The organism is Shewanella sp. SM55 (genome assembly GCF_025654025.1).
GTDB classification, from domain to species: Bacteria; Pseudomonadota; Gammaproteobacteria; order Enterobacterales; family Shewanellaceae; genus Shewanella; species Shewanella oncorhynchi.
Map to the genome: position 1 here is coordinate 65,357 of NZ_JAKKRS010000007.1, position 23,587 is coordinate 88,943.

Here is a 23,587-nt window from a genome sequence, read left to right on the forward strand (position 1 = left end):
CTAGAATTAACTGAGCTACGACTAAGCATGCTTGTTCATTGCTTCAACGAACTGCGCTAATAGAGTCGTTTGTTCGTCAGTCAGAGCTAGATTTTGCAATAATTCTGGCCGTCTAAGTAAAGTCCTACCAAGGCTTTGCTGTAAACGCCAGAGTCTAATTTGTTCGTGGTTGCCACTTAGCAGCACTGCCGGTACGTCAAGACCATCCAAGCTTTCAGGGCGAGTGTAATGTGGACAATCCAGTAAACCGTCGGAGAAAGAATCTTGCTCCGCCGAAGCTTGTTTTCCTAGCACGCCAGGAACCAATCTCGATACTGAATCTATCAGAGTCATCGCCGGTAATTCGCCGCCCGAAAGCACGTAATCCCCTATCGACCACTCTTCATCCACTTCCGTTTGAATGATGCGTTCATCAATACCTTCGTATCGACCACAGACCAAAATCAAACGTGATGATTGAGCCAACTCAGTGACGCCTTGCTGATCCAGCTTGCGTCCTTGAGGTGACAAGTAAATCACCTTCGCACCTTCACCCGCTGCGGCTTTCGCTGCATGGATGGCATCGCGCAAGGGTTGCACCATCATCAACATTCCGGGACCACCGCCGTAAGGCCTGTCATCTACCGTATTGTGTCTATCATGGGTGAAATCACGGGGATTCCACGTGTGCAACTCGAGCAGGCCGTTTTTCACGGCTCGACCCGTAACTCCAAAGTCTGTCACGGCACGGAACATCTCTGGGAACAGGGTTATTACCCCTAACCACATCTGTTGTACCTCGACTTAGAAGTCAGGATCCCAATCCACTAAAATCTGTTTACCTTGCAGATCCACCGTTTTGATGAACTGCTCAGGGACAAAGGGGATCATACGTTCCACTTTGCCGAAACTATCTTTAGCGTTGGCTTTAACGAGTAATACGTCGTTCGATCCTGTTTCCACGATCTGATCGACAATCCCCATGTTATAGCCTGTTGTATTGACCACTTCGCAACCGATGAGATCACGCCAATAGAATTCATCTGCTGGCAAATCGTTCATCTGTTCCGGCAAAATCGCAATCTCACAATTTGTGAGCATTTGCGCTTGCTCCCGTGTTTCTACGCCATCAAGTAAGGCAACAACGGCCTTGCCTTGATAACGCCACTGGGTGACCTTTATTTCACGCCACTCACCATTTTCTTTAATAAGCCAAGGTGAATAGTCAAAGATACCTTCAACAGAATCGGTATAGGCGGTGATTTTCAGCCAACCTTTAATGCCATGACAGGAGCCTAATTTCCCCAGTACGACTGGCTGTTGGTTACTGCTCATCAATCTATACCTTAACGCTATTAAGCTGTTGCTTTACGAGCGTCTTTGATCAGTTTTGCTACACGTTCTGTAGCAGCTGCACCGTTAGAAACCCAGTGCTCAACGCGAGCTAGGTCTAAACGTAAAGTTTCTTCTTGGCCACGGGCCAATGGGTTGAAGAAACCAACACGCTCGATGAAACGACCGTCACGAGCGTTACGGCTATCAGCAACAACGATGTTGTAAAATGGACGCTTTTTTGCGCCGCCACGAGCTAAACGAATGGTAACCATGCGTTTTCAATCCTCTAATGATTTGCTTGAAGCAAAAATAAAAACTGGAACCCCGTGTTCGCGAAGAGTCCCAGATAGAAAGCCGGAAGATTTTACCTGACTTTCCAACGAATGCAACCAAAGATGGCGATTATTACGCCTGCGCCCTCAGTAAGCGGTTCATTGTTGCCAGAGTCAACCGACTGATAAAGTGCTAAGTTTAACTAAAAATGCCCGATTAACGTCCCGGAAATTTCATTCCTGGCGGCATCATGCCGCGCATTCCGCGCATCATTTTTTGCATGCCGCCCTTAGCAGACATTTTTTTCATCATCTTTTGCATTTGAGTAAACTGTTTCAATAAACGGTTTACATCTTGAATTTGCGTGCCAGAACCAGCTGCGATGCGACGTTTGCGTGAGCCCTTGATTAAATCAGGGTTCTTACGCTCCTTGGAAGTCATCGAATTAATGATGGCTTCCATTTGACCTGTCATCTTGCCGTCTTGGATTTGCGCTAGGGCTTCTGGGGGCAATTGACCGACACCGGGCAGTTTTTCCAGCATATTCATCATGCCGCCCATATTTTTCATTTGCTGTAACTGCTCACGGAAATCTTCTAAATCGAAACTGCCACCTTGCTTCACTTTCGAAGCCAGCTTCATAGCCTTTTCTTTATCGACGCCACGCTCAACTTCTTCGATAAGCGATAACACATCGCCCATGCCCAAAATGCGTGAAGCAATACGGTCTGGATGGAATGGCTCTAACGCGTCGGTCTTTTCACCCACTCCGAGGAATTTAATCGGCTTGCCCGTAATGTGGCGAATCGATAACGCCGCACCACCGCGCGCATCACCATCGACTTTAGTTAAGATAACCCCAGTCAGTGGTAAAGCTTCATTAAAGGCCTTAGCGGTGTTTGCCGCATCTTGACCTGTCATAGCATCAACAACGAACAAGGTTTCGATAGGCTTGACCGCTGCATGTAAGCCTTTGATCTCGTCCATCATGGCTTCGTCGACATGCAGACGACCCGCTGTATCGAGGATCACCACATCGATAAACTTTAACTTAGCGTGGGCAATCGCCGCTTTCGCAATGTCGATTGGCTTTTGGCTAACGTCCGATGGGAAAAACTCCACCGCCACTTCTTGCGCTAACGTCTCAAGCTGTTTAATCGCCGCGGGGCGATAAACGTCAGCACTGACGACTAATACCGATTTTTTATGGCGTTCGCGTAAAAATTTACCCAGTTTGGCCACACTGGTGGTTTTACCTGCACCTTGTAAACCCGCCATCATAATCACAGCTGGCGGCTGAGTGGCTAAATCTAGGGCTTCATTCGCCTCACCCATGGATTTTTCAAGTTCACTTTGAACTATCTTAATAAAGGCTTGACCTGGGCTTAAGCTTTTAGAGACTTCTTGGCCAACGGCACGTTCTTTTACATTATTAACGAATTCGCGCACCACAGGCAGGGCAACATCGGCCTCCAGCAGTGCCATACGCACTTCGCGCAGGGTTTCCTTAACGTTTTCTTCAGTTAAGCGACCACGGCCACTGATATTTTTCAGTGTGCGTGACAGTCTGTCGGTTAGGTTCTCAAACATCGTCCTGTTCTATACCTTTAAGAATCTCGATTGATGGGCTGTATTATAACGATGCATGCGCATTATGCTACTGCTGCACCCATCTTGATTGTGGTTAAGTGTTTTACTTGCGCTGAGTCATGTTTTATTGTCGTCGACACACTATTTAACCCTAACAATAAGAATCTGCTAAATTTTGCAACTCATGTCACTGCCCATTTGCCGACAGCTCATGTTATTCTAGGGAAAATATTGATCTGTATGCCCCGTTTTTAAGGCACCTTTAACTACACAAATAGGTTAATTACCCATGGTCATCTTTTCTGCCTCAGCCATGTTTTTTTATTGCATTGCATTGGTACTAGTGACGAGTAGATTGTTTCACCCAGACGGTCCGAATCGCCGTGCTGTCGCAGGCTTTGCCGCTATTGCGGTTATTTTGCATGCTGCAGCATTATCACAAGTGATTTTCACCACAGATGGCCAAAACTTTAGCCTGACGAATGTGATTTCCTTAGTGAACTGGATTATCGCTTTTACTTTTACGATATTGATGTTCAGGCTGAAAGTCATCGTCGTCGTGCCCGTGGTTTACGCCTGCTCAGTGCTTTCGGTTGCCCTACTCTGGTTATTGCCGCCTAAATTCATCACGCATTTTGAGCTTTATCCTGAAGTATTAGCCCACGTCGTATTGTCACTCATGGCCTACAGCGCCCTGATGATTGCCGCCCTATATGCAATACAACTGGCGATGATCCAAAATAAACTGAAGAAAAAACAATTTATGCTGAGCCCTGGCATTCCGCCGCTGATGACAGTTGAAAAACAACTTTATCACCTGGTGATTATCGGCGTTATCTTGCTCAGTTTGTCGCTCGCGACTGGTTTTATCTTCCTTGAAGATATGTTCGCCGATGGTAAAGGTCATAAGGCAATTCTGTCGATAATGGCTTGGTTTGTATACATTACTATGCTGTGGCAACAGTATTGGGTCGGTTGTAAAATTCGTACCGCAGTCATTTACACTCTGACTGGCGCATCCTTACTTTCGCTCGCATATTTTGGCGCGCGCATTGTCAAAGAATTAATCCTCAACTAAACATTTAAGTCGGCTGGGGCAGTTATTGCTGCGGCCGACTTGACACTTTTTTAAATGTCGGTATTTACTTAAGTTTACTGGCCACATTGGAGCCTTTTTTGGACGCTATATCGACAAGCGCACTCCTGATCGTTTTACTAGTGCTTATCCTATTCTCTGCCTATTTTTCAGGCTCAGAAACCGCAATGATGACTCTCAACCGTTACCGTCTACGCCACTTAGCCAACAATGGCCATAAAGGGGCGATTAGAGCCTTGAAGTTACTTGAGCGTCCTGACCGTTTGATTGGATTGATCTTAATTGGCAATAACTTAGTCAATATTTCCGCATCGGCTATTGCGACTATCATTGGTATGCGTCTTTGGGGCGACTTAGGGGTCGCTGTTGCAACTGGCGTGCTTACATTAGTCGTGCTCGTTTTTGCTGAAGTCACGCCAAAAACCATCGCCGCGCTAAATCCTGAGCGTATTGCTTTTCCCTCTAGCATACTGCTACTTATACTTTCCTCGACCTTTGCCTATGTTGTCTCAAGCGTTAATTTAATAACCACAGGTATCTTACGTTTGATGGGGATAAAAACCGTTAATAGTAGCGATGCGCTAAGCCAAGAAGAGCTGCGTACTGTGGTACATGAGGCAGGGGCACTCATCCCCCGACGCCACCAAGAAATGCTGTTATCTATCTTGGATTTAGAGAAAGTCACCGTTGAAGATATTATGGTGCCACGCTCAGATATCTACGGAATTAACGTCAATGACGAATTTAAGGTTATCAATCGTCAGGTGATCCAAAGTCCACATACCCGAGTGTTAGTGTATCGCGACACCATAGACGATGCAGTGGGCTTTATTCATCTACGCGATGCCCTGCGCCTCCAATCTAAAGAGCAATTTAGCAAGTCATCTTTGCTACGTGCAGTGAAAGAACTCTACTTTGTGCCAGAAGGTACACCACTCAATGTGCAGCTAGCTAACTTCCAACAAAATAAAGAGCGCATCGGCTTAGTCGTTGATGAATATGGTGATATTCAAGGTCTAGTAACACTCGAAGATATTCTCGAAGAGATTGTCGGTGACTTTACCACTTCGATGTTGACCACCCCGAGTGAAGACATTAAGGTGCAGCAAGATGGCAGCTACTTAGTCGATGCGGGCATTACGATCCGCGATTTGAATAAAGAAATGAAGTGGAACTTTCCCACCGATGGCCCTAAAACCCTCAATGGTCTGATTCTGGAGTATCTGGAGGAAATTCCTTCTGCGAATACCAGTTTACGTTTAGCAGGTTATCCATTAGAGATAATTGATGTGTCAGAGAATATGATTAATACAGTGAGAATTATCCCGCTGTATTATCACCCACCCAGAGTTTAATCCTCAATTTTGAGCATAAAAATTGGCCGAACCACACGAGTTAAGATGTGGTCCGGCCGACGATTTCCTTCAAACGATGATGCTCCCCCAAGCTATAAATCTATCTACTCTAATTCACTATCTAGCCAAGCTATGCAGACTTTTTCGCCTCAAGTATACGACGCTTCTCAAGCGCCATTGGCGTTATCTGGGCATTCAGCGCCTTTTCTAAGCCCAACATAAAATACACTTCCGCCATTAAGAAAAATGGCCCAATTAATAGCTGATTTAAGTCATCCACAAAGGCTGGCTTGGCTTTTTCATATTGATGGCCGATTAGCTGGAACACCCAGCCCACCACAAATACCCCTAGGGCAAGCCAAGTGGCACCGGCGATATGCGCCGCCCACTCAGTCGTGAGCAGCACAGGTACCATAAATAAGATGAGCCCCATTGAAAGCCTTAAGTGTAAACGGACATAATAGGCCAACACGAATATACCGACTATCACTGCTAAACTTGTCTCCCCCATACTCCCCAGCGGAATACGCACTGTGGCCAGCAACAGGAAAGCAGACCAAATAATCAGTGGGATGCCAATAAAATGGGTCTGAATATTACGCTGATTTAAATGCACACTTTTGTAGGTCGATAACTGCTCTGCGGCGGATTTCATGTTGGGTTCCTCTTCATTTGCCCCTGCTTTACCTGCGCCAAATTGAGCGACGCGCAAGCCATAAACTAACGTAAAACAATTAAACTGAACAGTAAAAGTAAATAAATTGTTGCATTCACTGATTTTGCATTTATTTAGATACCCATCCAGAAATGAAAAAAGGAACCCTAAGGTTCCTTTTTTACCACCAACAGACGCAAACTCGGGTTTATTGAGACTCTATGATTACCGTCGCAATCGCATAGGATTTTTCATCGGCAATAGAGATATGCCCAACCGTCGCTTTAAGCTGCTGTAAGCGCGTTAACGCCCCCTCGGTAAAGTGAATCGTCGGTGCACCATCCTCATTGTTGCCAATGTGAATATGCTGAAACGACACGCCGCGGCCAATACCCGTACCGAGGGCTTTGGCTGCGGCTTCTTTTGCCGCAAAACGCTTAGCAAGATAACGACTTGGCTGACTATGGGCAGTATAAATGGCTAACTCAGACTCGGTCAGCACACGTTTCGCCAGCTTGTCACCTGCGCGTGCCACATGGACCTGAATACGCTCAATCTCGACGATATCTGTGCCTAGGCCGACAATCGCCATTATTCGCCTCGACGACCTTCAAGCATTAACACTTTCATGTCTTTCACTGCTGTCGCTAAACCGTCAATGGCGGCACGTGCGACAATCGCATGGCCGATATTGAGTTCATATAACTCAGGAATCGCCGCGATGGGTTTCACGTTGTGATAATGCAAACCATGACCCGCGTTAACCACTAAACCTTTGCCATGGGCGTATTTTGCCATTTCGCTAATACGCGCTAACTCAATAGCTTCTTCTGCTTCCGTTTTTGCATCGGCATAACAGCCTGTATGAATTTCAATAAGCGGTGCGCCAGAAGCAACAGCGGCATCAATTTGGGTTTTATCGGCATCGATAAATAAGGAGACTTGAATCCCCTCAGCGGCTAAACGAGTCACTGCAGCAGTGATTTTATCTAACTGCCCCGCTACATCTAAACCGCCTTCAGTGGTGACTTCTTGACGTTTTTCTGGCACTAAACAGACATAGGTCGGCTTAATTTCACAGGCGATGTTAAGCATTTCTTCGGTCACAGCACATTCAAAATTCATGCGGGTTTTCAAGGTTTTTGCCAACAGATATACATCGCGGTCTATGATATGGCGTCTGTCTTCACGCAAATGGATAGTGATGCCATCGGCGCCAGCATGTTCAGCAACGGCAGCAGCATGCACAGGATCAGGATAACTGGTGCCACGGGCTTGGCGCAGAGTAGCAATATGGTCGATATTCACGCCCAATAAGATACGGCTCATCGGGAACTCCTTAATGTTTAACGCTGATATTGCGGCCTATTGTACTTAGGCTCACGCTAAAAAACAGGAGCTAGGGCGAATTATTCCCATCAATCTTAGTTGGTACGGCAGTGCTGACGAATAATTGTCGACTCAACAAAGGTTTAGTCCCGAGTAATGGCGTTAACAGGGAGCGCATCAACAACTTAGCGCTCAAAAAATGTGCGTCGGTGAGCTGGTTATCGTTAAGCGCCGTCAACATTGCCCCTTGATAGGTATTGCGAGCACGGGAGTTGAGCACAAATTGAAAACCTAACTCAGGCACGAGCTGGTAATAATCGTCAGGCACGAGTGGTTCACCTTGAGTATCGCGGCTAAGAGAAGGCATAAAACCTAATTCCCGCAGCAAGGCAAGCTCAATATAACGCAGTTGGGATTGGCAAAACTTCGCGGCAAGGCCGACTAAGGCTTGATGATAAATGAGGAACAACTCTTCGGCATTGTGCTGTACAGACAAAGTGCGAACCAATAATTCATTGATATACATGCCAGCAAACAAGCTTTGACCAGAAAGAGGCACAGCAGGCGCAGCGGCTTCGACTTGAGTTAAGGTTTTTAATTCAGACTTACCGCTAAATTCGAAGATCAGCGGTTGAAAGGGCTGGAGAATACTCTTGATAGAGCGCTTACCGCTGCCGGTTCGGGCAACCACATCAACCCGTCCAACGCCGTCAACTAAGAGGTTAACTAAGACACTGGACTCTCGATATGGGCGATGATGTAAAACGTAACCACGTTTCATCGGTAAGCGCGCTCGCTGAAATTAATGCTTAATCGTCGCCGTAACCTAAGCTACGCAAGGCGCGTTCATCATCGGCCCAACCAGATTTCACTTTCACCCACACTTCAAGGAAGACTTTATTATCAAACAAGGTTTCCATGTCTAAGCGGGCTTGAGTCGCAATAGTGCGAATACGTTCGCCCTTGCTACCGATCACCATACGTTTCTGGCCTTCACGCTCAACAAGGATCAAGGCATTGATTTGATAAACGCCATTTTCCATCATCTTGAACTGTTCAATCTCAACTGTCGCATCATAGGGTAATTCATCACCTAAGAAGCGCATCAGTTTTTCACGCACAATTTCCGACGCCATAAAACGTTGCGAACGGTCGGTAACATAGTCTTCAGGGAAGAAGAAAGGTCCTTCAGGAATCGACGCCGCCGCTAGCTCTAAAATGCGCTTAACGTTGGTACCTTTACTGGCTGAAATCGGCAAAATTTCATCGAAAGGATATTTTTTGGCGACTTCTTCCAAATATGGGAATAATGATTCTTTGTCTTTGATATTGTCGACTTTATTAATCGCCAGAATTGTCTGACGCTCTTCACCGCCACGGCGTAATTTACTCAACACCATCTCATCATCGGCGGTCCACGTCATGCCATCAACCACGAAAATAACCATAGCTACATCGGCAAGCGAACTGGCTGCTGCGCGGTTCATCAGGCGGTTAATCGCCCGCTGCTCTTCTATGTGTAAACCTGGTGTATCGATGAACACGATTTGCTTAGGACCATCGGTATGAATACCCATGATACGGTGGCGCGTTGTTTGTGGCTTTTTAGAAGTAATACTTACCTTCTGACCAAGTAAACGGTTGATTAACGTTGATTTACCGACGTTAGGGCGACCAATGATCGCTACCATGCCGCAATAAGTGACATCGTATTGGGCCGACGGCGTTGGCGCGGCTGCATTCATCCTTGCCAGTAATTCATCTAAACTCGGCTCAGTTGCCGCTTTTGCAGCATCAATACCTGACAAGTCTGTTTTTTTGGTCATTTCTTTAGTAACTCCAATACTTGAGCGGCCGCGATTTGCTCGGCTTTACGGCGTGAACTCGCCACACCAATGACGCTTTGGCTCAAGTCTTCAATACGACATTCAACAGTAAATGTCTGATCGTGGGCATCGCCTTCTATGTTGATTACTTGGTAATCAGGCAGCGGCTTTTTAAACCCTTGTAAATGTTCTTGCAGTAATGTCTTAGCGTCTTTCTGGCTGATCCCGGGTTGGATTTCGGCCAAACGCTCGGCATACCATTTCAACAGTAATGCACGGCAAACTTCGAGATCGGAATCAAGGTAAACGGCGCCAATAATGGCTTCAACCGCATCGGCAAGAATCGACTCGCGTCTAAATCCGCCACTTTTCAACTCGCCAGGACCGAGATATAAATAATCGCCGAGCTTAAACTCTTGGGCGATGATAGTTAAGGTATCACCGCGAACTAAAGTGGCACGCATCCGGCTTAAATCGCCTTCGGTTGCCTTCGGAAACTGATGATACAAAGCATCAGAAATCACAATAGATAAAATTGAATCACCTAAAAACTCTAAGCGTTCATTGTGTTTATTTGCCGCACTTCTGTGGGTCAGCGCTTGAGTCAAAAGCTCAATATTCTTGAACTCATAACCTAAAGTACGACACAAACGTGGCAAATTTTTAATCGGTTCCATGCTATTTAATTCCACCTACACGCTCAAAACGTACACCACTTGGCACCCAAGTTGGGAGGAAGTCGGCTTTTGAACGGTCAAATTCAAAACTAATCCAAATCGCTACCGCTTTACCAACAAGGTTCTCTTCTGGCACAAAGCCCCAGAAACGACTGTCGGTACTGTTATCGCGGTTATCACCCATGGCAAAGTAATGGCCTTCAGGCACTAAAAACTCACCCGCGGGTAAATTACCTTCACGCTTAAAATACCCCAGCATGTCAGGACGACTTGGGTTGATCAAAATATCGTGGGCAACATCGCCCAATTCCTCTTTATAACGCAGTAATGGCACACCATCTTGGCTGTAATCACCACGACTGATCTCTGTGCGGGCGATAACTTGCGGTTCTGGACAAGCTGTTTGCTCAACGCCACAGGCCTTTTGGATCATCAACTGTTTATTACGGTAAATAATTCTATCACCCGGCAAACCGACTACACGTTTAATGTAGTCAATGGCGGGGTTTTCAGGATATTTAAATACCACCACATCACCGCGTTTGGGCTCGCCAGTTTCAACCAGCTTGGTTCGCCATACGGGATCTTTAAGCCCATAACTAAATTTTTCCACCAGAATGAAGTCGCCCACTAAGAGGGTTGGCATCATAGAACCCGATGGGATTTGAAATGGCTCATAAATGAATGAACGTAGGATCAACACAAAGGCAATCACAGGGAAGATAGAGTGCGCAGTTTCGACGATGGTTGACTCACGAATGATTTGGTACTCAGCTTCTTCAGTTAAATTCGCTTGTGATGCCTTTGCTAACGCTAAACTCTCACGACGCTTTGGGGCGAAAACGAGCACATCGACTAACCAAATAAGTCCTGAGATCAGGGTGATTAGCACTAGAATAATGGAAAAATACGCTGCCATTGCTTATTGAACTCCTGCCTTAAAAATAATTAAAGGTGCCTAACTCAGCGAATATCATACTTTAGTTAACTTACCGTATTCGACCTTGGTAAACCAAAGTGATAAACCAATGCGATAACCTAACTAAAGCGCCGCAAACAGCGGCGCAATAGTCAACTAAATTGTCACTTCTTATGCTAACGATTACTCGTTTAGCTTAAGTACCGCTAAGAATGCTTCTTGTGGCACCTCAACGTTACCTACTTGCTTCATCCGTTTCTTACCCTCTTTTTGTTTATTTAAGAGTTTTTTCTTACGAGAAACGTCGCCGCCATAACACTTAGCCGTTACGTCTTTACGCAGGGCTTTCACGGTTGAACGGGCAATAATTTGACTGCCCACCGCCGCTTGAATCGCAATATCAAACATCTGACGTGGAATAAGTTCTTTCATCTTATCCACTAAAGCTAAACCGCGGTGACGAATGTTTGATCTATGGATAACCATAGCCAAGGCGTCGACTCGGTCACCGTTGATGAGAATATCTAAACGCACCATGTCTGCAGGATCGAAACGAATAAAGTTATATTCGAGGGATGCATAGCCACGGCTAGTGGATTTCAAACGGTCGAAGAAGTCCATGACCACTTCCGCCATTGGCAGATGGTAAGTTACAGCCACTTGGTTACCGTGGTAAACCATGTTCACTTGGGTGCCACGTTTTTCAATACACAGGGTAATCACGTTACCTAAGTATTCTTTTGGCACTAAAATGTTGGCCTCAACAATCGGCTCACGCATTTCTTCAATGTTGTTAATCGCAGGCAGATCAGACGGGTTATCAACGTAAATCGTTTCACCGCTGGTCATGACAACTTCGTACACTACGGTTGGCGCAGTGGTGATCAACTCTAGGTTGTATTCACGCTCTAAACGCTCTTGTACGATTTCCATGTGGAGCAGGCCTAAATAGCCAATGCGGAAACCAAAACCGAGTGCCGAAGAACTTTCAGGTTCAAAGAATAATGACGCATCGTTCAGGCTGAGTTTGTTCAGCGCATCACGGAAGTTTTCATATTCGTCGGTCGAAATTGGGAATACGCCAGCGTATACCTGTGGCTTCACTTTCTTAAAACCAGGTAACGGCTTTTCAGCACCATTTTTGGCTAAAGTTAACGTATCGCCCACGGGCGCGCCGTGAATTTCCTTCAGACCCGCAATCACAAAGCCGACTTCACCGGTTTTAAGTTCGGTTTTGTCAGTTTGTTTTGGCGTGAAAATACCCACGCGATCCGCTGTGTGGTTTTGCCCTGTAGACATTACCTTAAACTTGTCACCTTTTTTCAGGCTACCGTGTTTAATTCGCACTAACGACACTACGCCTAAGTAGTTATCAAACCAAGAATCGATAATCAAGGCTTGCAATGGTGCGTCAGGATCGCCTTCTGGCGGTGGAATTTTGGCAACAATGACTTCTAAAACCTCATCGACACCGACACCGGTTTTAGCCGAACAACGCACAGCATCCATCGCATCAATACCGACGATATCTTCAATCTCGGCAGCAACACGTTCTGGATCGGCTTGTGGTAAGTCAATCTTGTTTAAAATGGGTACCACATCTAGATTCATATCCAGCGCGGTATAACAGTTTGCCAGTGTCTGAGCTTCAACGCCCTGACCCGCATCAACCACCAGCAAAGCACCTTCACAGGCAGCTAATGAGCGCGAGACCTCGTAGGAGAAGTCAACGTGACCAGGGGTATCAATAAAGTTGAGTTGATAGACAAGGCCATCTTTGGCTTTATAATCCAAAGTGACACTTTGTGCCTTAATCGTAATACCACGCTCACGTTCTAGATCCATAGAATCTAAAACTTGAGAATCCATTTCACGGTCGGTTAAACCGCCACAAACCTGAATAAGACGATCTGATAGCGTCGATTTACCATGGTCGATATGGGCAATAATTGAGAAGTTTCTAATTTGTTTCATTATGCTGCAATGACTAATACTGAAAATGGATACGGTTCAAAGGAGCGAAATTGTACCTGATTGCGGTTTCAATACCAATCACATTCACTCCTACTTAAGACAGGCCGATAAAACAACGTCCAAAACCGCAGTTAGCTGTTATTTGATAAAAAATAACACATTGAAATTATTGGGCTAATTCGTTCAAATTGATGCTCCTACCTAAATAGGCCAAAATCACAGGCTGAGCATCAACTTCTAAACGTTTAGCCTGTTGCTTACCAAAAGACCACGCAATCAAGGCACCAACGGCCGCAAAGCCCATGGCACCTAGGTTAGGATTAAACTCAAGCAACTGGCCTAAAAATTGTCCTAACGCCGCGCCGACAAACAGGCCAAACAGCGGCATTAAATAGATTAATGCCGCGGCTTTGAGGATCACGCTCTCGGGAAGGCCTAATTTGAGTAATTCACCAGCCTCACAGCGGCGGTCACTCTGAATAGAAAATTGCTGGGTTTTCGAGGAAAAAGCCTGAGCGACAGCAGAGGTCCCGCAAGACTCACTGTTACTGCAGCTCTTGCAGGTACTCTTAAGTTCCACTTCAACCGTCAACCAGCCTTGACTATCACTGGAGACGACTCTGGCAATTTCTTCCATCATAATCGGCGTCCTATTCTAGCGTCAGACTTTTAGCAATGCGCGTTAAGGTTTCTGTCGGCACTTTACCCACAGCAACCACTTCGGCATTACCGACTTTTTCTGAGACTAACGACAAGCCATTACGGGTAATTAATTCTTCAGGCAATGGACTCGTGCCCGCACGCGCCACATAAACAGAAATATTTGCCAGTCCATCGGTCAGTGCTATGTATTCCACCGCCTCATGGCTGCCAATCAATCTATGGTGATCACGCACTACCACAGTAAAACCTGCGGGTAACCAAGCAAATTGCCAGTTTTGACCGTCTTGGCGCTCGGCTTGATCGATAACTGCCGGCCACTCTTGCTTATAAGCCTCTTGCAAAATGGCTGGCGGCTCGCTGAATTCAATGAGTTCAATCACCATGATCTGCTCAAGTAATTGCTTATCTTGAGTCAGCATGTCGTATCTCAGCGGCAGATAGGTTTCCATATCAAGCCAAATTTGAAAGCCATAACGGAATTCATCATTAGGCAACAGGCGGATCATCTGCCCCGGACGCCCAGCGATACGGGTACGGCCACCGAGTACAAACTGATAACCCACTTCTAAGTCCGCCATATTGGCAGAGAAAGCAGCAGGCCAGACACCTTGAATATGATTAGAAACGATACTATACGCAGGCTCATCGTGCTCAATAAAGGTCACACGATTACCGACACGCACTGCATTTTTGGGTGGACCGTTAAGGTATTCTAGAAAGGCAACTTCTTGATTATTCACCTTACCGTGCAGGTAAACCAAAGGCCGAATATGATCGGCCTGAAGTTGAATAATCGATGCTTTAAACTCTTTCTCTCGTAAAGCCTGACTCATTTTCTCGAGCCAAGCTTTGGCAGGCATGTCTTCCTGCGCGGTTGCAGGAAAGACCAAGGCTAATAAAGCCAACAGGATTAGACGCAAGCTAACTCCTCGTTATTGATTGACCGGAACGGGTACGACCTCGGTATTGTCCTCTACAACAGCACCAGTATTCAATCGTTGTTGCAACATATGATCTTGGATATAAGTATTAATTCGGCGACGTTGCTCATTCACCTGATCATTGGTATAGCCTTGATTCTGTTGTACAGGACCGGTTTGTAGGCTCACAGGTGATGCGCTACCAATAAGCGGCCTTGTAATTAACACGGGCGATGGTGACGCGGCATCATCGGCGGTTTGATTGTAATTCTGCACACCCACAATCGCAAACATAGCAACCGTCGCAGCAATGGCATATTGACCAAATTGCTTAAATAAAGGTACGACGCGGCTTTGCTCCGAATTGGCGGCAATTTGTGGCGTTACAGGTGCAGCAACGTTAGACGCATGATGCTTAGGCGCAACTATCGCTGGCTCAAGCTCAATGGCGGCGGCAATGCTAGCAGAGAGATCTAACACAATATTCTGCGGCAACTCGCCACGCATGGCATCGCCTATCATATGATAGTTATGCCATTTATCATGTGAATGTGTATCAGCAGATAACTCTGCCATGGTCTGCGCATCAGTCTCTCCATCGACTGCGGCAGATACCCATTCTTGACCTAATTTATCCATTTTTCACCTGTCTAAATATAAGGGTTTCTTAAAATAAGAATTTAGGCTTCCAGCAAAGGCTGGAGCTTTTTATCGATTGCCTCTCGAGCTCGGAAGATACGCGATCTTACGGTCCCGACAGGACAATCCATGACTATGGCAATATCTTCGTAACTCATACCATCGAGTTCACGCAATGAGATGGCCATTCGTAATTCTTCAGGTAAGGTCTCTAATGTATCGAAAATCACTTTTTTGATTTCATCCGATAACATTAGCCGTTCTGGGGAGGCAAACTCCTTCAGCGCGTCACTGCCTTCGTAATATTCGGCATCTTCTGCATCAACATCATTCGCAGGCGTTCTACGCCCCTGTGATACGAGATAATTCTTCGCAGTGTTTACTGCGATGCGGTACAACCAAGTATAAAATGCACTTTCACCGCGAAAGTTTGGCAAAGCTCTGTAAGCTTTGATAAACGCTTCCTGTGCGACATCAGCAACGTCCGCTTGGTTCCGTACATAACGGGATATCAAGCTAATGACTTTACTTTGATATTTAAGCACTAACAGGTTAAAAGCGTTTTTATCACCTTGTTGTACGCGCTCAACTAATTGTTGATCACTTAATTGTCCACTCATCCGAGCCGACTTCTCCTAAATCTAAAATGCTGATTTCTCAGTCGCTCGAATCATATTCACTTATGTAGACTCGCGGGCTTTGAAAAAGTTCTAAAAATTATACAAAAAAAGTAAGGTAAAAAGGAAAGTACCCATAATCGGTGAGTTGGTTTACCATAGTTGGCACTCTTCAGTCACATCATGATACCCGATGAAACAAGTAGTTGAACACCAATCTGACATATTAGTCATAGGTAGCGGTGCCGCAGGTCTGACACTAGCTTTGCATCTTGCTGAAAAAGCAAAAGTAATTCTGCTTTCAAAAGGCCCACTCTCGGAAGGGTCGACTTACTACGCCCAAGGCGGTATCGCCTCCGTCTTCGACGAAAGTGACACTATCGAATCCCATGTTGCAGACACCTTAATCGCTGGGGCGGGTTTATGTGACAAAGACGTTGTCACTTTCACGGCTGAAAATGCCAAGAGTGCGATGCAATGGCTTATCGAATGTGGTGTCGCCTTCGATAAAGAAGAAACCACAGACGGCAACGCAAAAGATGCACCTTACCATTTAACCCGTGAAGGCGGCCATAGCCACAGACGTATTCTGCACGCTGCCGATGCCACAGGCAAAGAAGTGCAAACGACACTCCAAGAGCGCGCACTCGACCACCCCAATATTCAAGTTTTAGAACGCTATAACGCCATCGACCTCATCACCACCCGTAAGTTAAATCGCCCAGGTAATCGTGTGTTAGGCGCTTATGTGTGGAATCGTAATGAAGAACACGTCGAAACCGTTAAGGCTAAGTTTGTTGCGTTAGCAACAGGCGGTAGCTCTAAGGTTTATCAATATACCTCAAACCCCGATGTCGCTAGTGGTGATGGTATTGCCATGGCATGGCGTGCAGGTTGCCGCGTGGCGAATATGGAGTTCAACCAATTCCATCCAACGTGTTTGTACCACGCAGATGCGCGCAACTTCTTACTCACCGAAGCCCTGCGTGGTGAAGGGGCTTATCTGCGTCGTCCAGATGGCAGCCGCTTTATGCCGGACTTTGATGAACGCGCTGAGCTCGCTCCCCGTGACATCGTTGCCCGCGCCATCGACTACGAGATGAAACGTCTGGGTGCCGATTGCGTCTATCTCGATATCAGCCATAAAGATGCTGACTTTGTGATGAAGCATTTCCCGACCATCTATAGCCGTTGCTTAGATCTAGGAATCGATATCACTAAAGATGCGATTCCTGTGGTACCCGCCGCACACTATACCTGCGGTGGTGTAATGACAGATATGCACGGTCAGACGGATCTCAATGGTCTCTATGCTATTGGTGAAGTCGCCTATACGGGCTTACATGGCGCCAATCGCCTGGCGAGTAACTCACTACTCGAATGTTTAGTGTTTGCCCGTGCGGCGTCACAGGACATAGAAAGCCAACTGCATAAAATTCAAATCCCGGGACAAATTCCAGCATGGGATGAAAGTAAAGTATCGAACTCAGATGAGGAAGTGGTCATCGCCCATAACTGGCACGAGCTGCGGTTATTCATGTGGGACTACGTTGGAATTGTACGCTCTGATAAACGTCTGGAGCGAGCACTGCGCCGCTGCCTGATGTTACAGCAAGAAATTCAGGAATATTACAGTAACTTCAGGGTTAGCAATAACTTGCTCGAATTACGTAACTTAGTGCAAGTGGCCGAATTAATTATTCGCTGTGCCATGGAGCGTAAAGAAAGCCGTGGGCTGCATTTTAATATCGATCATCCAGAGAAATTAGACGCGCCTCGCCCGACTATTTTACTACCAGAAAAGTAACCGCATAGGTGACTTCATCATAAACAGACTAAATCTCAGAATGAGGTTTAGTCTGTTGCATTTTAGCCCGCAGCAACAGCCGACATAAATGTCGATAGTCAGTATCATTTAACATATCAGCCCAAACCAGCAAGAGCCGCAGCTGAGTATCCACTTCGATATAAATCAAGCAAACAAAGGGCGTGACCCAAGTGCGTTTTAGTACCTGAAAGTGCTCCCCCGTTGACAAACGTCCCTCGCCTTTATCACTCAGCACAAAATCTAAACGCCAATGCTGCAGTCGCCACAACTGCGACAGCAAAAAAATACTAACAAGTACGATAAACAAATATTTAAGCAGAGATAAGGCGATAATGTCGCTTTGGGGCCAAAGCAGAAATGAGCTAGAACAGACACCAATAAAAACGACCAACGAGAGTCGTTGGTCGAAAGAGGCTTTTACACTGAAACTATGGTGCCGGTCTTCCACGGACTTTCACTATCATACGAGCCAGTTCAATATCAGGGCACACTTCATGGCCCATAAACCAAGCAAACAATTCTGGATCTTCACATTCCAACAAACGGATAAACACGGTTTTATCTTCATCGGACATTTCTTGATAGAAGTTTTCAACAAAAGGTTGAAGCAAGACGTCTAATTCCAGCATCCCACGGCGACATGCCCAGCGAACCCTTGCGATGTTCATTAATTCCAAGGTATTTCTCCCAACACAGATTTGGCATTAGTCTATCAGTTCACTGACTAAAGTGTCGATTAACCCTTCATATTGACTTACAAAATTAGCATTGTTGTACTTGCGTATCGAGCCCCTCAAAGAGATCGCTAAAATCTGTATCCAATAATCGCTTTACCGCAGGATGTTGGATCATACGTTCGGCAAACATCACATGGTATTCCTCTTTCACATCGGTGGTTTCACCGAGCAAATTCATACCATGGGAAATCACTTCTTGGCGATAAATCGACGGAGTGACAAAAATACCTCGTTTAAGGTAACCAAAGGCTTTCATCATGGCCGCATCATCGAACTCGCCCAAAATACTGACTTTAAGATTTTGCTCGTCAAACCAGCGATATAGCTGTTGTCCGAGTGAAGTTCTACGGCCGGGGATTAATAGCTGGCCTTGTTCTAAACAGGCAGGAAAATCAGCGCTATAAGTCTCAGCGGAGAAAAAACTCACGCCACACTCGCCTAATTTTTTAGATAAAATTTCAGGGTATTTCAGTGACTCACCTGCACAATCCGAAAGGATCATATCCAGTTTATGCTCACGTAAACGCGCCATTAGGCTCTCGTGAGTCGCCTCATAGCAGGCTAAGTGCATAGAATTGTCATTAGGCACTACGGATAATAAAACTCGGCTGACTAAAGCTTTAGATAAGGCATCGGCAATACCCACCTCGAATAACATGGCATCCGCTTTTTGATAGTTAAGTAAATCGAGCATTTCATAGCTAAGGCTAAACATCTTATCGGCGTAGCGAAAAACCAATTCACCTAATTCTGTCGCCTCCAATGTCCGCCCGACTCGCTTGAACAGACTGCCGTTTAACCTATCTTCTAAGGCACGAATTTGCCCCGTTATCGTTTGCGGCGTCAAACATAGGGCTTCGGCCGCCTTCGCGACTGAGCCCTTTTTCTTAATCATCCAAAAATAATACAAGTGGTTATAATTCAAGTGCAGCATGCTAACCCGCTGTTAATGCTCCCTCAAACGCCAAAGCGCTGAGGGGTTACTGTGTTATTTTAAACTCGATTAGTTTAAAATCAGATGATTAAAAACCTGATGATTCCCAGTCAAGTTACTTTAAACGCTGGCAGTCGAGTAAGTTAGTAACTATGCCTTGTAACTGCTCCAAATCGGCAGCATTCCCCAGACTTACCGCTTCAGTGACTCCTGAAACTAAAACGTTACGTTCTGGAATACGTTCGGCGCAATAGGTTCGATTCGCTTCTTGGAAACGTTTACCACCGCGATACTTAAGTGCCCTCGATTCATAACCATTAGTTTCTAATCTCGCCCCTAAGGAATCAGATTTAAACATCAAAGCGCCATCCACTATCCCTTCAAGATAGCTTTGGCAAGTCTGCGAGTTTGCATCCTGATTACAGGCCGAAATTTGCGATGCCGTCGCGGATGTCGATAAACATAAGAGCGTTGCTATTCCCATTAATTTCAACTTTATCATAGTTATACTCCTTTATTAGGTAACACTTTTGATAACCAGAAATACCCGACTAACGCTGCCATAATCGAACCGATTAAGGTCCCTAGGCGTGCTAAGTCACCGTACATAGGGTCTGCATGTTCAAAGGCTAACGACGCAATAAACATAGACATAGTAAAACCAATACCGCACATGGCCGCGACGGGGGCAATTTGCTTCCAACCTACGCCATCGGGCAATTGAGCTAATTTTAGTTTCACCGCAATAAAGCTAAATAACATTACACCGATTGGCTTACCTAACATCAGGCCCAATGCAATACCAACAGGAACAGGAGAAATTAACGTCTCCAAATTCATATTGCCGACATAAACGCCCGCATTGGCAAAAGCAAACACTGGCAAAATGAGGAAAGTACTCCAAGGATGCAAACTATGCTCTAAGCCTTCTGAGGGTGAACTGCCATCCTTTGCCCGCAATGGAATACAAAAAGCAATGATGACGCCAGCCAGAGTCGCATGCACTCCAGACTTAAGTACGGCAACCCAAAGAATTAACCCTAAGATGCCATAGGGTAAAAGTGAAGTAACCCCTTTGCGGTTTAACCCGACCAGGCCCGCAATCGCTAAACTGGCAATCACTAAACTGATGGTTGATAAGTCAGTACTGTAAAACAGCGCGATAATCACTATGACGCCTAAGTCATCGATGATAGCTAAAGCAAGTAAGAAGACTTTCAGTGAAACAGGAACGCGGCTTCCGAGCAGCGCCATAATACCTAAGGCAAAGGCAATATCGGTCGCGGCAGGAATCGCCCAGCCCGCTTGTGTGACAGGATCACCGTAGTTAAACAGTAAGTACACACCAGCAGGGACTAACATGCCGCCAATGGCTGCAAAGGTAGGCAGGGAAGCTTGAGCGACACTCGATAAGGCGCCTTCAAGTAACTCACGTTTCACTTCTAAACCAATCAGCAAAAAGAATATGGCCATCAAGCCATCGTTTATCCACAGGATGAGTGGCTTGTGTATATTGAGCTCGCCAATTTTGACTTGAACGTCAGTGCCTAAAAAGCCTTGATAAAGTCCAGATAAGGGGGAATTGGCCATCAGCATGGCTAAGGCAACAGCAACCAATAACAGGATACCGCCAGCCGACTCTTGGCTCAGAAAATTTCTAATTGCTTTTTCCATCTTGCACTCCTAAAAATCATAATGAATTGAGTGTAGACGAATTGTAATAACAAATATAATCGTAAGTTTCTCCCTAACACCTCGGCTATCCCGAAGTGTTAGACTAAAAAACATACATCACACAGCAACAGGGGCTTTGATATGAGGGTGTGGAGCGTAGTTTGTTAATTCAAAATCATCGAATTGATAGTCAAAAATCGACTCAGGTCTGCGTACAATAGTCATGGTCGGCAACGGTTTTGGATCACGACTTAACTGCAGTGCCGTCTGTTCCATATGATTAGAATATAAATGGGTATCGCCACCCGTCCACACAAAATCACCTAAGGCCAAGTCACATTGCTGGGCGACCATCATAGTTAACAAAGCATAGCTGGCAATATTAAATGGCAAACCAAGAAACACATCACAACTACGCTGATACAGCTGACAAGATAATTTACCATCGGCTACATAGAACTGAAAAAATGCGTGGCACGGTGCCAAAGCCATTTTATCCAGTTCGCCCACGTTCCAAGCAGAAACGATAAGACGGCGAGAATCTGGCTGAGATTTTATCTGGGCGATAACTTGCGAAATCTGGTCGATAGCATCACCACTCTGGGTTGGCCAGCTGCGCCACTGGGCACCATAAACTGGGCCCAAATCACCATTGTCATCGGCCCATTCATCCCAAATGCTGACCTTATTTTCGCGTAAATAGGCGACGTTAGTTTCACCCTTCAGAAACCACAGCAATTCATGGATGATAGAGCGCATATGGCATTTTTTGGTGCTCACCAAAGGAAAACCTTTGCTCAAATCGAAGCGCATTTGATAGCCAAATACCGAGCGAGTCCCAGTACCTGTGCGATCCGATTTATCCACGCCTTCGGCTAATATGTGCTTCATTAAGTCTAAATACTGTTTCATTGCTGCTTACCTTGCTTACGAAAAATCAAGTACAAACCGATTAACACCATAGGCACAGAGAGTATCTGCCCCATAGTCATAAATCCCCAGTAGAGTCCCAACTGTGTGTCGGGTTGCCTCACAGTTTCAACCATAATACGGAACATACCGTAACCGACTAAGAACATACCAGAGACCGCACCGACTTTATCGGTACGTTTGCTAAACCAGTAAAGTAATAGGAATAATGCTACGCCTTCAAGGGCGAACTGATACAACTGGGATGGATGACGTGGGTCAGGCCCACCGGTTGGAAACACCATAGCCCAAGGCACATCAGTGGTTCGTCCCCAAAGCTCGCCGTTAATAAAGTTACCAATACGACCAACGCCTAAACCAATAGGCACAACAGGTGCCACCATATCGGCGACAGCAAAAAAAGTACGTTTTTGTTTCCACGCGATATAAAGCATCGCCGTAATCACGCCCATCAAACCGCCGTGGAAGGACATGCCACCTTCAGAGATTTTAAATAAATAGAGGGGACTGGCGAGGAAATAATCGAAATGATAAAAAAGCACGTAACCGATACGGCCACCTAAAATCACCCCAAGAAAACCATAAAAGAGTAAATCTGAAACTTGCTCCCGCGTCCATATCCCCTTTGAACGGTCGGCTTGGCGGTTCAACAACCACATAGCCGCAACAAATCCGACTAAATAGGTAAAACCATACCAACGCAGTGCCGGTTCAAAGGTTTGTCCAAAAAGATTAAACGGTCCAAATGAAACGATCACGGGATCGATATTGGGGAAACTCAACGCCATAACACATCCATTAGCAGCCTCAAACTGAGATAAACATAAAAACTAGGTCAGAATTAACTTAAGGCCGACACATAGAAGTAACAGTGCAAATATCTTTTTAAGTACAGGTGTTGGCCAAGTGCTCGCCGCTTTTACCCCCACAGGCGCCATCAAGACAGAAGTGATCACTAAACCAAACAATGCAGGTAAATAGATATAGCCTAAGGTACCATAGGGCAACTCAGGGGCATTCATTCCTGCAATAATATAGCCGAAACTGCCAGAAAGAGAGATTAAGAAGCCCATCGCCGCAGAAAAGCCCACGGCTTGACGCATCTGTAAACCATAAAAAGTCAAAAATGGCACTATCAGTATACCGCCACCTATCCCGGTCAAACCTGCCAAAACCGCAACAAAAGCCGATACAACAAAAAGCACTACTGAATTAGGTAATTGACGATTTGATTCGGCCTTAACGGGATAAGCCATTTGAATTGTCATTAAAATCACAAAGATGGCAAAACCTTGTTGTAACTTATCAGCGGGAATACGCTCAGCAATAAAACCTGAAGCCAGCGCGCCTATAATCAGGCCCGGTAACATTGATTTGAATAAATCCCAAGGCACATTGCCACGCTTATGGTGGGCACGTGCCGACGAAATAGAGGTGAGAATAATGGCTGCTAGCGAAGTGGCAATTGCAATATGGGGGAGCTGAGTAGAGCTAATACCGACCGATGGCAAAATATAAAGCAGTGCCGGCACTACAATCAAGCCGCCACCGATACCTAATAACCCTGCCATAAAGCCGACAAATGCGCCTAAAGCCAAGCAAATAAAGAACACCAACAACAAACTATCCACACGAGT

Annotated in this window: 27 protein-coding genes; 3 read left to right on the forward strand and 24 right to left on the reverse strand. The window is 45.8% G+C overall.

What is annotated here, in order from left to right; translation table 11 throughout:
- Positions 1-21 precede the first annotated feature (21 nt).
- The 4 genes from trmD to ffh all read right to left on the reverse strand — a co-directional run bounded on the left by trmD (position 22) and on the right by ffh (position 3,177).
- A complete protein-coding gene (gene trmD / locus L5L91_RS10765; protein ID WP_028760810.1) occupies positions 22-768 on the reverse strand; it encodes a tRNA (guanosine(37)-N1)-methyltransferase TrmD in 747 nt (248 codons plus the stop codon).
- 15 nt (positions 769-783) lie between these two features.
- On the reverse strand, positions 784-1,314 hold the full coding sequence (gene rimM / locus L5L91_RS10770; protein ID WP_006080789.1) for a ribosome maturation factor RimM: 531 nt from the start codon (positions 1,312-1,314) through the stop codon (positions 784-786).
- A 20-nt stretch (positions 1,315-1,334) separates the two neighbouring features.
- Entirely contained in the window at positions 1,335-1,586 is a 252-nt protein-coding gene (gene rpsP, locus L5L91_RS10775) for a 30S ribosomal protein S16 (protein ID WP_006080788.1), read from the reverse strand.
- 217 nt (positions 1,587-1,803) lie between these two features.
- Positions 1,804-3,177, reverse strand: coding sequence for a signal recognition particle protein (ffh, locus tag L5L91_RS10780; RefSeq protein WP_006080787.1), 1,374 nt, complete (start codon positions 3,175-3,177; stop codon positions 1,804-1,806).
- A gap of 289 nt (positions 3,178-3,466) precedes the next feature.
- Here ffh and L5L91_RS10785 point away from each other — a divergent pair, with 289 nt between their 5' ends.
- Positions 3,467-4,255, forward strand: coding sequence for an inner membrane protein YpjD (locus tag L5L91_RS10785; RefSeq protein ID WP_028760813.1), 789 nt, complete (start codon positions 3,467-3,469; stop codon positions 4,253-4,255).
- A 98-nt stretch (positions 4,256-4,353) separates the two neighbouring features.
- Positions 4,354-5,628, forward strand: coding sequence for an HlyC/CorC family transporter (locus L5L91_RS10790; RefSeq protein ID WP_113940661.1), 1,275 nt, complete (start codon positions 4,354-4,356; stop codon positions 5,626-5,628).
- Between the two features lie 130 nt (positions 5,629-5,758).
- On the opposite strand, the gene L5L91_RS10795 is transcribed toward L5L91_RS10790, so the two are convergent.
- The 12 genes from L5L91_RS10795 to rpoE all read right to left on the reverse strand — a co-directional run bounded on the left by L5L91_RS10795 (position 5,759) and on the right by rpoE (position 15,850).
- Positions 5,759-6,283, reverse strand: a complete 525-nt coding sequence (locus L5L91_RS10795) for a DUF962 domain-containing protein (RefSeq protein WP_105249854.1) — start codon at positions 6,281-6,283, stop codon at positions 5,759-5,761.
- A 208-nt stretch (positions 6,284-6,491) separates the two neighbouring features.
- The gene (gene acpS / locus L5L91_RS10800; RefSeq protein WP_028760816.1) at positions 6,492-6,875 is read right to left on the reverse strand and encodes a holo-ACP synthase; all 384 of its coding nucleotides are present in this window, start codon (positions 6,873-6,875) and stop codon (positions 6,492-6,494) included.
- The gene (gene pdxJ / locus L5L91_RS10805) at positions 6,875-7,612 is read right to left on the reverse strand and encodes a pyridoxine 5'-phosphate synthase (protein WP_113940663.1); all 738 of its coding nucleotides are present in this window, start codon (positions 7,610-7,612) and stop codon (positions 6,875-6,877) included. The genes acpS and pdxJ overlap by 1 nt, the downstream gene beginning before the upstream one ends.
- Positions 7,613-7,682: 70 nt before the next feature.
- Positions 7,683-8,393, reverse strand: a complete 711-nt coding sequence (gene recO / locus L5L91_RS10810; RefSeq protein ID WP_263236498.1) for a DNA repair protein RecO — start codon at positions 8,391-8,393, stop codon at positions 7,683-7,685.
- Positions 8,394-8,421: 28 nt separating this feature from the next.
- Positions 8,422-9,438: a GTPase Era gene (gene era / locus L5L91_RS10815; protein ID WP_028760819.1), complete on the reverse strand. Its 1,017-nt coding sequence runs from the start codon at positions 9,436-9,438 to the stop codon at positions 8,422-8,424.
- Entirely contained in the window at positions 9,435-10,115 is a 681-nt protein-coding gene (rnc, locus tag L5L91_RS10820) for a ribonuclease III (RefSeq protein WP_012088603.1), read from the reverse strand. The genes era and rnc overlap by 4 nt, the downstream gene beginning before the upstream one ends.
- 1 nt (position 10,116) lies before the next feature.
- Positions 10,117-11,034 carry a signal peptidase I gene (lepB, locus tag L5L91_RS10825; protein WP_028760821.1) on the reverse strand — a complete coding sequence of 306 codons (918 nt, stop codon included), beginning with the start codon at positions 11,032-11,034 and terminating at the stop codon, positions 10,117-10,119.
- Between the two features lie 183 nt (positions 11,035-11,217).
- The gene (gene lepA, locus L5L91_RS10830) at positions 11,218-13,008 is read right to left on the reverse strand and encodes a translation elongation factor 4 (RefSeq protein ID WP_028760822.1); all 1,791 of its coding nucleotides are present in this window, start codon (positions 13,006-13,008) and stop codon (positions 11,218-11,220) included.
- A 166-nt stretch (positions 13,009-13,174) separates the two neighbouring features.
- On the reverse strand, positions 13,175-13,648 hold the full coding sequence (locus L5L91_RS10835; RefSeq protein WP_105249858.1) for a SoxR reducing system RseC family protein: 474 nt from the start codon (positions 13,646-13,648) through the stop codon (positions 13,175-13,177).
- Positions 13,649-13,658: 10 nt separating this feature from the next.
- Positions 13,659-14,591 (reverse strand): MucB/RseB C-terminal domain-containing protein, encoded by a 933-nt coding sequence (locus L5L91_RS10840; protein WP_028760824.1) that lies wholly within the window; start codon positions 14,589-14,591, stop codon positions 13,659-13,661.
- Between the two features lie 12 nt (positions 14,592-14,603).
- Complete coding sequence (locus tag L5L91_RS10845; RefSeq protein ID WP_263160821.1) at positions 14,604-15,230, reverse strand: sigma-E factor negative regulatory protein; 627 nt, start codon at positions 15,228-15,230, stop codon at positions 14,604-14,606.
- Positions 15,231-15,271: 41 nt separating this feature from the next.
- The gene (rpoE, locus tag L5L91_RS10850) at positions 15,272-15,850 is read right to left on the reverse strand and encodes an RNA polymerase sigma factor RpoE (protein ID WP_028760826.1); all 579 of its coding nucleotides are present in this window, start codon (positions 15,848-15,850) and stop codon (positions 15,272-15,274) included.
- A 190-nt stretch (positions 15,851-16,040) separates the two neighbouring features.
- Here rpoE and nadB point away from each other — a divergent pair, with 190 nt between their 5' ends.
- Positions 16,041-17,654 (forward strand): L-aspartate oxidase, encoded by a 1,614-nt coding sequence (nadB, locus tag L5L91_RS10855; RefSeq protein WP_263160823.1) that lies wholly within the window; start codon positions 16,041-16,043, stop codon positions 17,652-17,654.
- Between the two features lie 28 nt (positions 17,655-17,682).
- Here nadB and L5L91_RS10860 read toward each other — a convergent pair whose 3' ends face one another.
- The 8 genes from L5L91_RS10860 to L5L91_RS10895 all read right to left on the reverse strand — a co-directional run bounded on the left by L5L91_RS10860 (position 17,683) and on the right by L5L91_RS10895 (position 23,581).
- Positions 17,683-18,123 carry a protein YgfX gene (locus L5L91_RS10860; RefSeq protein WP_105249859.1) on the reverse strand — a complete coding sequence of 147 codons (441 nt, stop codon included), beginning with the start codon at positions 18,121-18,123 and terminating at the stop codon, positions 17,683-17,685.
- Positions 18,104-18,352 (reverse strand): succinate dehydrogenase assembly factor 2, encoded by a 249-nt coding sequence (locus L5L91_RS10865; RefSeq protein ID WP_173246130.1) that lies wholly within the window; start codon positions 18,350-18,352, stop codon positions 18,104-18,106. The genes L5L91_RS10860 and L5L91_RS10865 overlap by 20 nt, the downstream gene beginning before the upstream one ends.
- 85 nt (positions 18,353-18,437) lie before the next feature.
- Entirely contained in the window at positions 18,438-19,346 is a 909-nt protein-coding gene (gene nhaR, locus L5L91_RS10870) for a transcriptional activator NhaR (protein WP_028760830.1), read from the reverse strand.
- A 115-nt stretch (positions 19,347-19,461) separates the two neighbouring features.
- On the reverse strand, positions 19,462-19,848 hold the full coding sequence (locus L5L91_RS10875; RefSeq protein WP_212599984.1) for a hypothetical protein: 387 nt from the start codon (positions 19,846-19,848) through the stop codon (positions 19,462-19,464).
- Between the two features lie 2 nt (positions 19,849-19,850).
- On the reverse strand, positions 19,851-21,020 hold the full coding sequence (gene nhaA / locus L5L91_RS10880; protein WP_028760832.1) for a Na+/H+ antiporter NhaA: 1,170 nt from the start codon (positions 21,018-21,020) through the stop codon (positions 19,851-19,853).
- A 117-nt stretch (positions 21,021-21,137) separates the two neighbouring features.
- Positions 21,138-21,932: a thymidylate synthase gene (thyA, locus tag L5L91_RS10885; protein WP_105249861.1), complete on the reverse strand. Its 795-nt coding sequence runs from the start codon at positions 21,930-21,932 to the stop codon at positions 21,138-21,140.
- The gene (lgt, locus tag L5L91_RS10890) at positions 21,929-22,738 is read right to left on the reverse strand and encodes a prolipoprotein diacylglyceryl transferase (protein ID WP_263191504.1); all 810 of its coding nucleotides are present in this window, start codon (positions 22,736-22,738) and stop codon (positions 21,929-21,931) included. Before lgt ends, thyA begins: the two co-directional genes overlap by 4 nt.
- A 42-nt stretch (positions 22,739-22,780) precedes the next feature.
- Positions 22,781-23,581, reverse strand: a complete 801-nt coding sequence (locus L5L91_RS10895) for a sulfite exporter TauE/SafE family protein (RefSeq protein WP_028760835.1) — start codon at positions 23,579-23,581, stop codon at positions 22,781-22,783.
- Positions 23,582-23,587: the final 6 nt, after the last annotated feature.